Raw genomic sequence first — 15,860 nt, 5'->3', positions numbered from 1 at the left:
ACTGAGCAATGGTTTTTATTGTTGATTAATAGATGAAAAGATGATATTAGTCATTTTTTTTACAGGAATGATTCTTTAAAGATGTAAGAATTTTTTTCTACAAAAATTCAATTAATCATTCTTACTAACCTAATATTAGTGGTTTACAGATGTAGGCTATCAAAATTTGATATATTTAATTTATTTAAAATAAAAAGTAAGCTGTTTATGGAATTCTACAGGTCTTTGCATCTTTATCAGAAACGTAAAAGAAATATGAGCAAATTTTACAAAGTATCTGGCTATTTCCTTTTTTGGTTGTTTTTTATAACTCAGCTTAATGTAGTAGGGCAGGGGTTATTGCAAAGCCGTAAAAGCAGTTTTTTCACCTACATCTATAAAATCAATAATGAACAAGCTCAGAAAATCTATAAAAATAGCCACTGGAAATTTGATTCTACTTTTCTACATACTAAAATAGATTCTTTTCCTACTGATAAAAACTATCAAAAACCACTTTCAGAAGGACACTACTTGAAAATATATAGTGAAGGGAATCAACAAAATATTTCAATTACAAGCATCCAGAATTTTGAAGTTTTTATTCTAAACAATAATACAGATTTTCAAATTCAAGTCTATGGATTGCAGGGTGACCTTATTCCTGATGCGGAAGTCAATATCGGTAGTAGAAGAGTTGAATTTAACAAACAAGACAGTGTCTATATAATCCGAAAAGCTAATTCCAAAGGCTTATTAAGAGTGAAAGTAAATGATTTTAGCGCTTTTTATAACTTAGAGAGACGCTATAATAATCCATGGTCAAAGCGTGCTTTCCGAAAAGTAGTTTATGGTACACCTCTTAAGTACGTCTGGAAACCTGTGAAATTCACAATTTATATTCCTATTGATGGAGTGAAGTCATTAGTGAGGTGGTGGCCTCAAGGAACAATTTATCAAATTAAGGAATTTTTTGTAAGGGCTTATCACAACACAGCTTGCATTTTTGATGAGTATTATTGTGATTATTATGGTTACAGGAATGAAGATAAACATACGGGTTATATGGTTTTTAATAAACCTAAATATTTACCTGGTGACACCGTAAGACTGAAGGCTTTTGTGGTAAAGGAAAATGGTAAGCCAATCCAAAAACGCTTGATTGCCAGTATTTATCATAAGGGAAAGGATATTAAACTTGCTACTATTTACCCTTATAGGAAGGGAGCTTATGAGACTGATTTTATATTGCATGATTCATTGGATTTGCAACTAGACAGAGATTACAGAGTGAAATTAGAGTCTGATGATGAAAAGGTTTATATAAGTAGTTATTTTAAATATGAAGAATATGAGCTAAAAAGCATAAAACTTAATTTAAGATCAGAAAAGCAGGCTCATTATAAAGGTGATTCAGTAACGCTTTTTGCAAAAGGAACTAATGAAAATGATTTAAATCTACTGGATGGTAGATTAGAAATTTTGGTGACGCCTCTTGAAATTGAGGAATTCTTTCATTCTGACCTTTTTGTTCCTGATACATTATTGTACATAGAGAAACCACTAGACCCTCAAAAAGAGACCGAAATCATCTTAAATGATTATCAATTTCCTGCTTTGAATTTTGAATACAATGTAAATGTTAAGTTAATTACCTCGGATAATGAAGTCCTTTCAAAAAGTCAAAAATTTACTTACTTCTATCACAAGAAAGATTTTAAAATCTTATTGAATACCGACTCAATAAAGTTATGGTATGAAAAAAATGGAGTTGAAGACCAAAAGAAAGTAAGCGTAAATCGAGTAGATAATTTCGGCAATAAAACATTGGTATTTGAAGGACAGACACCTGTTTTAATACCCTACAATCAGTATTTTTCCAGGTATACGATTAAATCAGATAGCCTTGAGAAGTCTTTTGACCTCTCAAGTCAACCCTCTTTGATTCAATGTTTTTCTGAGAGGAACCCTGACTCACTTATTATACAAGTAGATAATCCGCGAAACTTGCCTTTTAATTATACACTCTATAAAAAGAATAGAGAAATTGCTTCCGGCTATACCAAGGAACTGATTTATAAAAGAAAGACCAACTCAAAGAAAAACTATTTTATCTCTCTGCAATATCTTTGGGGAGGAGAAATTGTTGAGGAAGATTATGAGATACCCTTGAGGGAAAAGGAACTTAATGTTGATATAATACAGCCAAGAATTGTTTACCCAGGCCAAAAATCCAAGGTAGAACTAACCATTACTGACTCGAAAGGCAAACCTGTGGAAAACGTAGATATAACAGCATTTTCTCTCACTAAAAAGTTTGGTTACCGAGCCCCTTCTTTGCCCTACTTGGGAAAAGAAAGAAAGCATAAGGAGTTGATCAATTTGTTTAATTTTAATAATAGTAATTTTCAACTTTCATCTGAGAAACTTCTTAATTATCAACAATGGAAGGAAAAAGCCAGGCTTGATTCTATAGAATATTATCAATTTATTTATCCGGAGAATACCATCAGAAAATTTACTTATACCACTTCGGATTCCATCACGCAGTTTTCTCCTTTTGTTTTCAATGAAGGAGCACCAGAAGCCATTCATGTAGTATATGTCGATGGAAAACCAGTGTATTTTAGTTGGGCTAATCATACCAATCCTTATTCTTTTAGAATTGATAGTGGCTTTCATCAGGTAAAATTAAGAACCCAGAAAAAGATTTTCACAATTGATAGCCTTTACTTCAATTCAGGCGAAAAGTTAATTTTTAGTATTGATGAAAAAAGTAATCATGAGAGAGTTAGTTTTATAGAAGCTGAACCTCAACTCAGTAATAGTGAGAGAAATTTTTTATACAAATACATATTTCCTTATCGTAATAATTTTGGAGAGCGCTTTGCTTATATAAAACAAGGCAAGACAGTACAATTGCTGAATGGTGCATCCAGTACTCAGAGGCATCAAGCTCTTGCAGGTCCTATTGTAGGAGATGTAACCTTCCATTTAATGGATAGCTATTCTACAGACTTTCAGCACGAGCCTTATTTTGAGTATGATTTTGCTCCCAAATTATTAAAAATGAGAAGTGTTTCCACCACACAATATCCCAGGGTATTAAATTCATATGAGCTTAATAAAAACTTAACGGATAGTGTTATTACAGAGCAGGAACTCACAAAAATCTGGCAAAGTTATTTAGATGCAAAAAGAGCTTTAAAAGCCAGGTATTCTTATCCTAACTTCACAATTAAAGGAGCTGGACGTTTATTGGTGGAACAAGAAAATGAGAAGAGTAAGCTCACCGAACAACCTATCAATGTGTTAGTATTTCGCTATGATGATCCTGAATTTATTAGAGTTTACCCAGGAAGAACCACTTTTTTCCATGATTTGGAGAAAGGTTATCATCAATTAATTTTCTTTTACTCTGATTCTAAATATCATATTGAAGATTCTATAAATATAAAAGTAAATGGCCTTAATTATTACGCATACACAAAACCTGAAACATTGAAGCAGGATAGTTTTAGTATTGAAATCAATAAAATTATAGAAGCTAATCTATTCAAAGAAGCACCATACAATGAGGCAAAAAATGAGATTTCCCTTGCCTATAGGGAAAGGTTTAAGTATTCTGGAGCAGGCGAAATAGTAGGAGGTTATGTGTATGATGAAAATACTGAGGAGCCACTACCAAGAGTAAATGTATTAATTAAAGGAACGACCTTTGGCACAAATACTGATTTGGAAGGCTATTACTCCTTGAAAGTACCCTATGGTTATACTACCCTGCAATTTTCTTTTATAGGTATGGTTAGTCAGGAAAAGGAGATTAGCGGCAATACAGTAAATATTGGACTTCAGGCTGATGTTCAGCAATTAAGTGAAGTGGTTGTAACAGGATATGGGATAGTGCAAAGGTCAAGTTTAACAGCCTCCGTTCCAAATATCAATTTTGCAAATGGCTTACAAGGCAAAGTGGCTGGGGTAGCTATTAGCTCAGAATCTCCAGGAGGTAGTGTTGAAATTAAAATCAGAGGTGAAGCTACTCAATCCTTTGAGGGCACTCCTTTATATATTATAAATGGGATGGTTTACACCGGAGATATAGCTGAATTAGATCCAAATATTATTAAAGGAATAGAGGTTTTAAAAGGTGAATCTGCTACTGCAATTTATGGGGCTCAAGCTGCTAATGGAGTAGTAATTATCGATACAGAAGAAGGTGCATTTAAGAAAACTCTCTCGCTTTCCTCTAAAGGAGCTGATTATGACGAAGCATTTTTTGAATCTGCTTCTCAGGCAAGTACAATAAGGAATGATTTTTCTGATTATGCATTCTGGCAACCTGCACTAAAAACTGATAAAAATGGTAAAACTAGTTTTGAGGTGGTGTTTCCTGATGATGTAACCGAGTGGGAAACATTCTATTTGGCCATGAATAGTAAAAAACAATCAGGACAGACTAAAAGCTTCATAAAATCTTATAAACCTTTGATGGCTCAATTGGCTGTGCCTCGTTTTTTAATTGAAAATGATACAGCTATAGCTATTGGTAAGGTGCTTAATTATAGTAGTGACTCTTTGAAAATTAAAAGTCAGTTTGAGATTAATGACCAGGTTCAATTCAACAATAGCAGGATTTTAAAAAACTCAATTCTTGATAGCCTGAAAATTATCGCACCGGCAGATTCAATTACCCTTAAGTATTTCATGGAAAAAGAAGATGGATATTTTGACGGAGAAGAAAAGCATATACCAATTTTTCCTGCAGGGTTGGAAGAAACAGAAGGTGCTTTTTATTCACTTGAAAATGACACCACCTTTAGCTTAAATTTCAATCCTGATTTAGGGGAGGTTAATTTATATGCCCGGGCAGATTTACTTGAGATTATAAAGGACGAAATCAGCCATGTGCTTCGCTATGAATATTACTGTAATGAGCAAATAGCTTCTAAACTAAAAGCTTTATTAGTTGAGAAAAGCCTGATAGAATTTCAGGAACAAAAATTTGATAATGAAAGAGAAATTAAAAGACTAATTCGTCTACTTCATAAAAACCAAACCTCCAGAGGGCTTTGGGGATGGTGGGAAAACTCCGGCTTCAATGAATGGATTAGTCTTCATGCTTTGGAAGCTATGGTATTTGCAGAAAAGCAAGGATATGAAACTAAAATCGATAAGGATCAGATAACACAGCAAATGGTTTGGGAATTAGAGAACGAACCAGACTTTGAAAAAAGTATCAGGATATTAAGAATTCTCCAGCTTTTGGATGCTAAAGTTGCTTATTCCTCCTACATCAATTCACTTGAAGAGCGAAGGAATAAATCATTAAGTGCGATGCTTTCACTTACTCGTTTAAAGCAATTGTGCCAATTGGATTATGATGTAGATACGCTGCTTACCTACCAAAAAAGTACTTTATTCGGTAACGTGTACTTTGAAAATGATTCTTTGGAAGATGATTTGATTACCAATGACCTGCCAAACACTTTGCTGGCCTATCAAATTCTGCAGACTGACTCAGGTAATTACCAGAAACAATTGCAAAAAATGAGAGGCTATTTTCTTGAAAAAAGGAACAATGGTTATTGGAGAAACACCTATGAGTCAGCCAAGGTTATAGAAACTATTTTGCCTGATTTGTTGAATGGGGAAAAAGAATTCAGCAAGCCCTCTATCACTTTATCAGGAGATATAAATCAAACAGTGAACGAGTTTCCTTTTGAGATGAAGTTACAGCCTGACGTAAATATCACTCTATCCAAAAGTGGAGATTTCCCTGTATACTTTACCAGCTACCAAAGGTTCTGGAATAGTACGCCAGTTTCTAAAAAAGGAGATTTTACAATCAGTTCACAATTTGAAGGAGGTATTAATAGGTTGACCGCTGGCCAGGAAATCAAATTACTGGTGAATGTAAAGGTTAAAAAAGATGCAGAATATGTGATGATCAATATTCCTATTCCTGGGTCTTGTTCTTATGCTGAGAAACCTAATAATTTAAGAGGCGAAGCGCATCGAGAGTACTTTAAAAATAAGACTTCTATTTTTATCGAAAGACTTCCTAAAGGAGATTACACCTATGAGGTTAACTTGATGCCACGTTATTCAGGAACCTACACTTTAAATCCTGCAAAAATAGAGCTCATGTATTTCCCTACTTTTAACGCGAACAATGAAATTAAGAAAGTGGAGGTAAAGTGAAAGTTTAAATGGTAAGGTGCTGTAAAGACTTCCCATGGAATAAAATAATTCTTCTATATTTATAAAGGAACTTAATCAGGCTACCTGAACCAGCACAAACTTATTTTTTGTAGGAGAAAGGTTTCCGATAAGGAAGAAATAATAGCAGATTAATTGTTATTATATCCGATATTTCGCAAATAATGACAACTTTTATGTTATTTGCTCTTGTTGGCATTAACTTGAAAAATGGGACTAAAGCTACAGGGAATAATCATAAACGAAAATTTCGAAAACAAACAAAATGAGTTATTCGAATTACTTGAAATTGATTCATTTGAATTAACCAATAGAAGTAGTTTGAATGATTATTGGAATGGTTTTCAAACTAAAGGAAAAATTGTCTTTTCATTTATTGAAAACGCTACGATAATTCGCTGTGACTCTCATTTTATTTCAAGTGAAACAGTTAAGTCTAAAATCTCCAAAAATCATGATATAATGACTTTCTACCAGTACGATACTATAAGTGCTTTATCATTTGATTTCTTTCGAAATGGAGAACCAATAAGAAGGCTATATACGGATAGTGCCTCGAAATATTTCAAATTTGAAGAAGGGCAAACATTACCAGAAGAAAATAATCCAAAAAGTGTAGATGACTCTTTTTACAACTTGACAATACATTTTCTAAAAAATAGAATTGATAGTTCTTTTGTACATGAGCCTGCTAATTCCTATGAGTATAAAATCCAATATGATTATCCAGGAATTATAAAAAAGCTCATAGGGAAGGTGAATTATCATAACTATTGGAAAAGAGCTTTTTAAAAGAAAAGAAACTAATGCAACAAGGTGTATAGCCAATAGGGCATTTAGAGATAAATTGAAAGTCCTGTTCTTTGAGCAGGCAACGCCAAAACAAAGTTTTGACGTTTAACACTAAGAAAATTAAAAGTAAAAACGTTTGTTTTGGCTAAGTGGTAAACCGAAAGTGAAGTACTTCGCATCTGCCCTACTGTCCATACACAGAGCGTTATAGCCTATTCGTACACCAGAAATTATTGATGAAAAAGCTTTGTTTGACATTAGTAGTCCTTCTAGTCTTAACCGACTTAATAGCATGTTCTTGCTCTCAGTCCTTTGGGAACAACTTTTTGAATCAAGCAAAAGATTTTGATGCTATAGTGATTGGTGAGTTTCATAGAAACGCTGAAACTTCGGTCGGATATTTTTTAATAGAAAAAGTCCTTAAAGGTTCAATCTCATCTGATACGATTTTGATTCATGAAGGTGGAACCGACTGCACTGAAGTATTTCTAGAATCAAACCCCAAACTGATATTAGGGCTGTACCAAGAGACATCGCAGGAGAATTCAAAGGTTTTTTCGGTACCATCCTGTGTAACTTCCGTTTTGTATGCGATTGATGACGTTGTGACTTCTAGGACTGAGTTTTACAGCTTACACGTGAGAAGTCCCAGAATTGGGATTTTCTCAAAGGAAATGAAGTTAAAAAAATTCGAGCGGAAAATGAACAGGCTATAACAATGTATGCTAAAAAATCATAAGTGGCTCAGTGGTTTACGAAACTTTCAAGCATTTAATCAGCTCCGCTAAATCTGTGATTTGATTGGTTGTTTGGATACTTTAAATTTGTGTCCAAAAGCAAATTTAGCTCAGTGCAAATTGATAGGTAAGAGCTTCGAAATCACTTACGTTTCTTATATCTTAACGTTATCTCTCATTAAATATGTTTACTAAGAATATATCCATCTTTTCAATAGTACTTTTGCTTACAGTATCTGTTCAAGCCAGCCCTAATGATTTTGAACTAGATGTTATTAGCTATGACTTGACAATTGAGCCTGATATTGAGAAGAAATACATTAGCGGTACTGTTGTCATTAAGTTTCACATCGAAAATGATGCTAATTCGGTAGTATTTAAGTCTGGAAACCTTAGAATTGATAAGGTAACTGGGGACAATGTTGTAGGTTTTGAGAATAGGGATGGTAGTTTAACCATTAAATTGTCGGAAAGGGAAAAAAAGGAAACCGAACTAACGATTGATTATCATGGAAATCCGACAAATGGGCTTTTGTTCGACTCGGATCGCGGACAAACCTTTACTATATATTCGACAAGCCAATGGATGATCTGTAATGATTCACCCGGAGATAAAGCCTTGTTCCATCTGAATATATCTATTCCATCGGATAAAGACTGTATTGCAAGTGGCCGGCTAGTGAGCCAGGTGCGAAAGAATGGTAAAATACAATATTCCTATCAACAGAATTATGAATCACCCACCTACACCTATGGATTTGCCATCGGCAATTTCAACCAAGCGGAAGAAAAATCAGGAGAAGTACTACTTAGATACTACTCACAAGATTATACTTCTGGCCAGCTAATGACCATCTTCAAAGAAACACCCATGATGATTTCTTTTTTTGAAGAGAAATCCGGTGTGAAATATGATCAATCTAGATATTCCCAAATACTCATTGGAGACCATTATCAAGAGATGTCAGGCTATTCAACTTTGAAAGACACCTATGGAAAGTTAGTATTGCAAGACAGCACTGAAACAAATTTGATTTCACATGAACTGGCTCATCAATGGTGGGGTAATCGAGTTACTTGTAAGAGCTGGAATCACTTTTGGCTTAACGAAGCAATGGCGACTTACCTGTCTGCAGCTTACAATGAATATCGCTTCGGTGAAGAAAAATATCAATCCGATATAGATTCTTACTATGAAGTATATGAAGCTATAAAAAACCGAGGTAACGATAAGTCTCTGGTTTTTGCGAATTGGTCAAACCCATCAAGCGATGATCGAAACTTAGTCTACTTTAAAGGAGCTTATGTATTGCACCTATTAAGAGAAAAAATGGGTGATGAAATATTTTGGGACGCAATTAAATTTTATACTACCAAATATTTTGGGGAGTCTGTTGAAACAACTGACTTTCAGAAAGCCTTTGAGGAATCATCAGGTACTCAGCTAGATGAATTTTTCAATGAATGGGTTTATAAAAACGAGAGATAACATTATGTGTGAAATCATAGCTGCGCAAGGCAAACGCACAGACCAAAGCTACGATTCATACATTTAACGTTAGCATTAATAAACATGATCAGGAAAAAGCGCTAGTTTTAAGATTGCATTAATTTGTTCGGTTATTTTCCGAACTTTTATTATATTTGTACGTAGCAATGAGATTGACTGGAAAAAAGAAGCTTGAAAAGTTGAAAAGAAAAAACATCGGTAATACTAAGCTTGTTCAAGAGATAGAAAGGCTCATAGAAGATATTGAAAAAAATAATTGGAAGGATGTTGATGAGTTAAAAAAATCTAGGCCAGACGCTGACTGTGTGCACAATGATGGCTTCTATTTCTTTGACATTAATATCCATAGAGCTTTAATACTGATTGAAGTTGATGATGGAGAAGCAACTGTTGCTTGGGTAGGGACGCACGATGAATATGAAACTACTTTTAAGAACAATAAGGATACAATTGCTAAGTGGTTAAGAACAAATGATTATATAGAATGAAAACACAATTTGACATAGAAGAGGTATTTGAAATTGGTCATTTACGTAACGAGCTAGAATATGAGCGTGCTTTGATTGTTGATCGAAAGCTGCGTATTTTATCTAAATCTAATTCTCGACTAAAACCGATTCGTCAAAAACTAAGGGACTTAATCGAAAAATATGAAAATAAGAATTGGGCTCCTAAGAGTGTAATTAACGATGATAAACTTCGAGAATCAGAAATAGCTGAATTAATTGCTGAAAAGGAAAGATTATTTCTTCATCGTAGAAAAGAACTTATAAAGAATAAATTAAAGGCAGCTGGATTAACTCAACAACAATTAGGAGAAATTTTAGGCCACAAGAGCAAAACTTACATGTCTGAACTAATGAATGGTATAGTACCATTCGGAATGAATGACATGGTAATTATTCATCGACTTTTAAAAATTAATATCAAGTATTTGATACCTACAACATTATCACAACCACAACGAGTAAGAGTAAAAAAAACGTTGACTGCCCTTGGTAATAAAAAGTTAAAACTGAGCTCTGAAGACTTCGACCTTGCAATTTAAGTTAAAGAAATAATGCTAAAAATGTATAAGCGGCATTAAAACGACTGCTTATACTTGACCGTTGTAGAGGTAATAATATACTCTCGGAAAGTATGAGAATACTGATTGTTTTTCTTGTCTTAATCTTGGTTGTTCCTTTTGCAAATGGGCAAAAGCTGAAAGACATTGAAGCCATTCAACTTAACAGCAAATTCATGCTTGAACTTTCTAGAGATAGTTCTGGCAACCTTTCCTATTTCATTGTGTCAACAGAACCATTTGAAAATGAACTCAAAATGAGTTCAGCATTTAGTTTGCTAGATGATGATCTTAATGCCAATCAAATACAAGGAATTTTTGCAATTGGAACATTTGGAACTCGCAGAACCGTTTTACTGGTAATGAAAAACGGACTTGACAAATCGCTACAATATGAACTCATGATTGATATCAAGGGAAGAGGGAAGTATAAAAGAACTTCTACTCATCCATTGACTCCAGATATTTCATCAACTGAAATGTGGGCATATAATATCTACTCCTTAAAAATCACTTCATTTCAAGAAATTGAGATCGAACCAATAATAGTTCCCAAACCAAAAATTGATTCAACCTGTCTCCTAAACTCAGAACTCAATGTGGAAAATGGAGAACAACTTTTTAAACAACATCTAACAAAGGTGAACACTGGGTTTATAAGCTCAGAAGGTTTAAATCTTGAATCAATGCTAGTTTTTGAAGATTCACTTAACTCAGAAGACGTTTCTCTTGGTCATTATTATTCCTTAGGAGAAGGAATATATCCGTATTTTAAGAATTATACCTTTGGCAACCCGCTATAGTATCGAAGGATTGAATGTCCATATTTCGATGGGCATTCAAGCTACTTCTACACCAAGAATGAAAAGAACCTTAAAGTTGCAGGCTACAATTGGAGTGAATTCAAGTCTGGGGATCGGTCTAATAACAGCATGAATCGAACCGAGTTAAGAGAGGTATTCGAACGTAAATACAAATCAATTAAACAAATCATAACCGAGGTTCTAGGTGAGCCTATTCCTTCCCTTAATGATCCGGATTCTGGGAGACTTGACACAAAATGGAAAAGTGATAACGACATTAACGCATATCTTTTCATGTTCGCGCACGAAAACGAAATTCGACTGTATGTGTATAGAAACTAAAAACTACCTACACATTCGCTAACATAAATTTGCTCAATGCTTCTAGCAGACATTGTAGGTAATTCACCGTTTTGTCAAACTTTCTACATTTAAACTTTTAGCTGGCAGTGTGCTTCTCTCCTTTTCCCTTATCTAGTCATTAGTTTATGGTCACGGTTGTAGGTGTGATTTAGCTTCGCTACTTTAGCACTTCGGTAGTAAAATACAGAAAATGCATTTTATAGAGGCTTTGTTAATAATAACCATTATAAATGAACATACTATTACCATTCATATTGTCAAGTTTAATTCCGGGAACTGGTCAATTTTATCTAAAAAGATATTTATTAGGAATAGCCTTTTTTTTGCTTCCTTTTGCCCTGGTTTTCCTGTTACCTGATATCCCACTGTACTATCCGTATTTGATAATGATTGTGATTTCAGTCACGGATGTCTATCTAAGAATGGAAAAAATAGCCAGTAGGAAAAAAGCCCTAACAAATTTATCCTTTAGTGTACTAATAGCCGTGGTAGTGATTCCTTCTGTTTTCTATTTATTTTATATGTCAATGTATCGAGGAGGTGAATATGTAACAACGGAATATCTCAACGTTGAGCATACTGAGAACGAAATGATCGAGATAAGTTTTGCACTAAATAAGTATAAAGTCCGTAATAAAAAATATCCTCAAGACTTTAATGAATTTGTACATAGTAAACCTATTTGGGAATCATGGGCTACTGATAGTTGGGGAAATAAGTATAGATACAACCTGACTCAAGAAGGCTTTGTACTAACTTCTTCAGGTGTTGACGGTAAATTTAATACTGAAGATGATATTGTACGCAAAAACTAAAAGTGTATAAAATAACTTAAAAATACATTTGCCAATTGCTTCCATAAATTCAGCAGATAATTCTCCCCTAAGCTATATAGTTTCATTCAATAGAACATAATCGGCTGTATGAACCTTCACGAGCTTCCCTTTGTACGGGAAGGTTTTCGGCAAAAAAGAAATAATAGCAGATTAATTGTTATTATATCCGATATTTCGCAAATAGTGGCAACTTTTATGTTATTATGCGCTTGTTAAAAAATTAATACTACTAAATGAAAAGAACTACCTATAATACGTTAGGAATTATTGTTTCCTTATTATTCTCCACACAATTAAATGCCACCAAATACATTTTAATGTCGAGTAATCCAAACGATATTTCAATGCCAGTACCTGATGACAACAATGCGCTTTTTTCATCAGTTGTTCCAAGTCTTGACAGCGCTCAAAAATATATAAGAGCGTACTACTACACTGGAAACCAAGTAGATGGTGAGATTACAGATAAGATTGTTATATATATTAAAGGTGGATTGTACAAGGATAACAATATTCTATGGTATGCAACATCATCTGACACAACTAAACCTTTGAAAATATTAGCATATAATGACGAAAAAGTAATATTTGATGGTTCTAATTTAAATGATGCTAACAAAGGGGTGTTTTTGAGACTAGGAAAAAGATACAAAAGAACCAACTTATGGATTGAAGGTTTAACAATTCAAAACTACTTAAATGGAATTTCATTGGGAGTATCTGATTACGACACAACAACTTGCACACGAAATAACTCATTACAAAACAGCCATAACACATTAATAAGTAATATTTTTATAAACATTGGAAATAAATTTTCTTCAAATACCGGATATAGCTTCTCTGCTGTTGGTATAAGTAACAGTGAATGGAATACCATCGAATCTAATATTTTCTATAAAATAGAAAATTCTTCTGGCCCGAAATTACTTCATGCTTTATACCTTTCTAATAATGCTTCTAATAACACTATTAAAGATAATTATATTGGTCTATGTAGTGGTGACCCCATTAGATTGCGCAACAGTAGCAACTATAACAAAGTCTTAGGTAACTATATTGAGCAATCTGGCAATTCTGGGTTTGTAACAGATTGGCATTGTACGGAAGGTGCTGAAGGATGTAAGTGTTCTGGTCAACTAAAAGATGAAGGATCAAGCATAGGAACTGAACTTTACAACAATGTATTCACTTTCCCTTATCCGTCATTTACATGGGATGGAACCAAGTACTGCTCTCAAGACCAACGAGATATTGGTTACTGTGCCCGAATAACAATCCCCTATAATGCCTCAACCGCTTCTGGAAGTGGGAATTTCGTCATTAGTGAGCACCCTCAATGTGAAGTGGTTGGCGCTGCTACATCTGGTGATATAAATAACGATGGAATTGATGAGTTATTTGCTGCTTATAACTATGATAATTTTACCAAACTAGTTAGGTCTGAACCCAATAAAGGAAATTACCTTTCTAAGGTAATTTATAAAAGCAAATATTGGCATATTGATGCTTTAGAAATGAATGATTTTAATGGAGATGGCACTCCAGAACTAATTACAGCTTTCAATGCACTAACCGATAACACGAACAGAACAGAAATAAAACGAGGTGATGGAGTAACATCAGCAACGAACTATGGAAACCTTTGGTCAAGCACATGGTGGAAGACAAGAGCGTTAACCTCAGGAGATTTTAATGGAAATGGAAGCATTGAACTAATTACGGCACTTAATGAACCTGATAATAGTGGCACACAAGTTTTTAAGGGTAATGGGATCAATTCATTAAACACATCAGGAAGCAGTATTTACAGCAGTACTTGGTGGACTACTCAAGCTCTAACGGCAGGTAATTATGATGGCGATCCAAACAATAGAGATGAAGTTTTTGTAGCATTTAATGCTCCTGACAATAGCCAAACTCAAATATTTAGTGGAGATGGAATTAATTCTATCACCAATCTGGGGAATGGAAGTTTTTACAGTGATGACTGGTGGGTTACTGCCTCACTTACTTCGGGAGATTATAATGGCGATGGAAGTGATGAAGTGTTTGTAGCATTTAACCCTAGAGATAATAGCCAAACCCAAATCTTTAAAGGTGATGGTGTGTCTTCCATTAGTAATCATTCAAATGGAAGTTTTTACAACAACAGTTCATTCAGTACAGACATTATGATTAATGGTAATTTTGACAACTCTTCTGGTGAAGAAATTACTACATTTCTTTCCCTACAAACAGAAACAGAAGGCTATATGGGAAATGGTACTTCGTCAATAGATAACCTCAGTTTGATTTACGATAGCTATAACGTGGAATGTTCAGGAGCAAATTCTGGAATGAATTCATCGGCAAGGATAGAGTCGAGTAGTACTATTACATACATTTCAACCACTGATAGTGAAATTGTAGATATTTACCCCAATCCAATCCCATCTTCTGGCGAATTAATAATTACAACCTTAAACCAGAATACAAAAATCCAATTATTTAATAGTCAAGGAGTACTATGTCAAGAGTCTTTGATTCAAAACGGTAAATTAAAATTAGATAATTTACGATCTGGATTATACATTGCAAGAATTATCACTAAGGATCAGGAAATAACTAGAAAACTAATTGTGGAATAATCAGTTGCTAACATCATGTATGAAATCATAGCCACACAAAGCCAACGCATTTCCAATGCTACGATTCATACAATTAGCATTGGCGGTATTTAACCAGATGAGAGAATGTCGGATATAACAAGTATTGAGCGTATACAATTAGAGAGACTATTTCAATTAGAAGATGGTTATGTGTTAGATTTCTCTAATGCAACATTTGAAGCTTTTGTATTAGAAAATTTTGGGATTGAAATATATTCTGAAAAGTATGAATATAATAGTGGTTCAAAAGCTAATAGATTACGAGCTTTCTGGAAATTTGAATTGAATTATTTAGCTGGAGATATTATTCATAAAATGATTGAGTATGGATTTGCAAAAAATCTTTTTTCAAAAGACGAAGATAGTAAGCAATTAATTGATGCTTGTAATAAAATTGGTGAACGTTTAAAACAAGATAGTCCTGTTGAAAACATCGAAGCTATAAAAGCGACCAATAATGACAAAGATTTTAGTCTGCTAGCAAAAACAATTCGTGAAAGTATTGAAAAAAATGAACCAGAAACAGCTCTCGATAGATTGCATACATTTGTAATTAAGTACGTAAGAGAACTTTGTGATAAATATTCAATTGGATACGATAAAGATACTGCATTGCATTCTTTATTTGGAGGATATGTAAAACACTTGCAACAAGAAAAGATACTCGAGTCAGAAATGACAGTTAGAATATTGAAGTCTTCGATTTCAGTTATGGAAGCATTTAATCATGTGCGAAATAATCAGAGTTTTGCTCATGACAATCCAATTCTTAATTACAATGAAAGCATATTAATATTGAATGATATTTCGAATGTTATTCGTTTTATTGAAGCAGTTGAAAGACCTTCTATTAAAGCAGAAAAAGAAACTGAAGAAATAGATATTGACGATTTACCATTTTAAA

Annotated in this window: 9 protein-coding genes; all 9 read left to right on the top strand. The window is 33.8% G+C overall.

Annotated features, from left to right (window positions below):
- The first annotated feature begins 255 nt into the window (after nt 1-255).
- Nucleotides 256-6,180 carry a carboxypeptidase-like regulatory domain-containing protein gene (locus IEV85_RS21445; protein WP_188467325.1) on the top strand — a complete coding sequence of 1,975 codons (5,925 nt, stop codon included), beginning with the start codon at nt 256-258 and terminating at the stop codon, nt 6,178-6,180.
- A 228-nt stretch (nt 6,181-6,408) separates the two neighbouring features.
- Nucleotides 6,409-6,990 (top strand): hypothetical protein, encoded by a 582-nt coding sequence (locus tag IEV85_RS21440; protein WP_188467324.1) that lies wholly within the window; start codon nt 6,409-6,411, stop codon nt 6,988-6,990.
- Nucleotides 6,991-7,911: 921 nt separating this feature from the next.
- The gene (locus tag IEV85_RS21435; protein ID WP_188467323.1) at nt 7,912-9,216 is read left to right on the top strand and encodes a M1 family metallopeptidase; all 1,305 of its coding nucleotides are present in this window, start codon (nt 7,912-7,914) and stop codon (nt 9,214-9,216) included.
- A gap of 167 nt (nt 9,217-9,383) precedes the next feature.
- Complete coding sequence (locus tag IEV85_RS21430; protein WP_188467322.1) at nt 9,384-9,725, top strand: type II toxin-antitoxin system HigB family toxin; 342 nt, start codon at nt 9,384-9,386, stop codon at nt 9,723-9,725.
- On the top strand, nt 9,722-10,285 hold the full coding sequence (locus IEV85_RS21425) for a helix-turn-helix domain-containing protein (RefSeq protein WP_188467321.1): 564 nt from the start codon (nt 9,722-9,724) through the stop codon (nt 10,283-10,285). The genes IEV85_RS21430 and IEV85_RS21425 overlap by 4 nt, the downstream gene beginning before the upstream one ends.
- A gap of 92 nt (nt 10,286-10,377) precedes the next feature.
- Nucleotides 10,378-11,106: a hypothetical protein gene (locus tag IEV85_RS21420; protein ID WP_188467320.1), complete on the top strand. Its 729-nt coding sequence runs from the start codon at nt 10,378-10,380 to the stop codon at nt 11,104-11,106.
- A 593-nt stretch (nt 11,107-11,699) separates the two neighbouring features.
- A complete protein-coding gene (locus tag IEV85_RS21415; RefSeq protein WP_188467319.1) occupies nt 11,700-12,284 on the top strand; it encodes a type II secretion system protein GspG in 585 nt (194 codons plus the stop codon).
- A 254-nt stretch (nt 12,285-12,538) separates the two neighbouring features.
- Nucleotides 12,539-14,935, top strand: a complete 2,397-nt coding sequence (locus tag IEV85_RS21410; RefSeq protein ID WP_188467318.1) for a T9SS type A sorting domain-containing protein — start codon at nt 12,539-12,541, stop codon at nt 14,933-14,935.
- 105 nt (nt 14,936-15,040) lie between these two features.
- Nucleotides 15,041-15,859, top strand: coding sequence for an abortive infection family protein (locus IEV85_RS21405; RefSeq protein ID WP_188467317.1), 819 nt, complete (start codon nt 15,041-15,043; stop codon nt 15,857-15,859).
- Nucleotide 15,860: the final 1 nt, after the last annotated feature.

Origin of the sequence: Marivirga lumbricoides (genome assembly GCF_014636295.1) — a bacterium.
GTDB classification, from domain to species: Bacteria; Bacteroidota; Bacteroidia; order Cytophagales; family Cyclobacteriaceae; genus Marivirga; species Marivirga lumbricoides.
The sequence above is the reverse complement of the archived record's forward strand: the minus strand, read 5'-3'. Positions and strand labels throughout refer to the sequence as shown.

Bases quoted from the DNA above. Each gene is read 5' to 3' on its own strand.
- IEV85_RS21405 (WP_188467317.1), top strand. From the start codon at position 15,041: ATGTCGGATATAACAAGTATTGAGCGTATACAATTAGAGAGACTATTT.
- IEV85_RS21430 (WP_188467322.1), top strand. From the start codon at position 9,384: ATGAGATTGACTGGAAAAAAGAAGCTTGAAAAGTTGAAAAGAAAAAAC.
- IEV85_RS21445 (WP_188467325.1), top strand. From the start codon at position 256: ATGAGCAAATTTTACAAAGTATCTGGCTATTTCCTTTTTTGGTTGTTT.
- IEV85_RS21410 (WP_188467318.1), top strand. From the start codon at position 12,539: ATGAAAAGAACTACCTATAATACGTTAGGAATTATTGTTTCCTTATTA.
- IEV85_RS21415 (WP_188467319.1), top strand. From the start codon at position 11,700: ATGAACATACTATTACCATTCATATTGTCAAGTTTAATTCCGGGAACT.
- IEV85_RS21420 (WP_188467320.1), top strand. From the start codon at position 10,378: ATGAGAATACTGATTGTTTTTCTTGTCTTAATCTTGGTTGTTCCTTTT.
- IEV85_RS21425 (WP_188467321.1), top strand. From the start codon at position 9,722: ATGAAAACACAATTTGACATAGAAGAGGTATTTGAAATTGGTCATTTA.
- IEV85_RS21435 (WP_188467323.1), top strand. From the start codon at position 7,912: ATGTTTACTAAGAATATATCCATCTTTTCAATAGTACTTTTGCTTACA.
- IEV85_RS21440 (WP_188467324.1), top strand. From the start codon at position 6,409: ATGGGACTAAAGCTACAGGGAATAATCATAAACGAAAATTTCGAAAAC.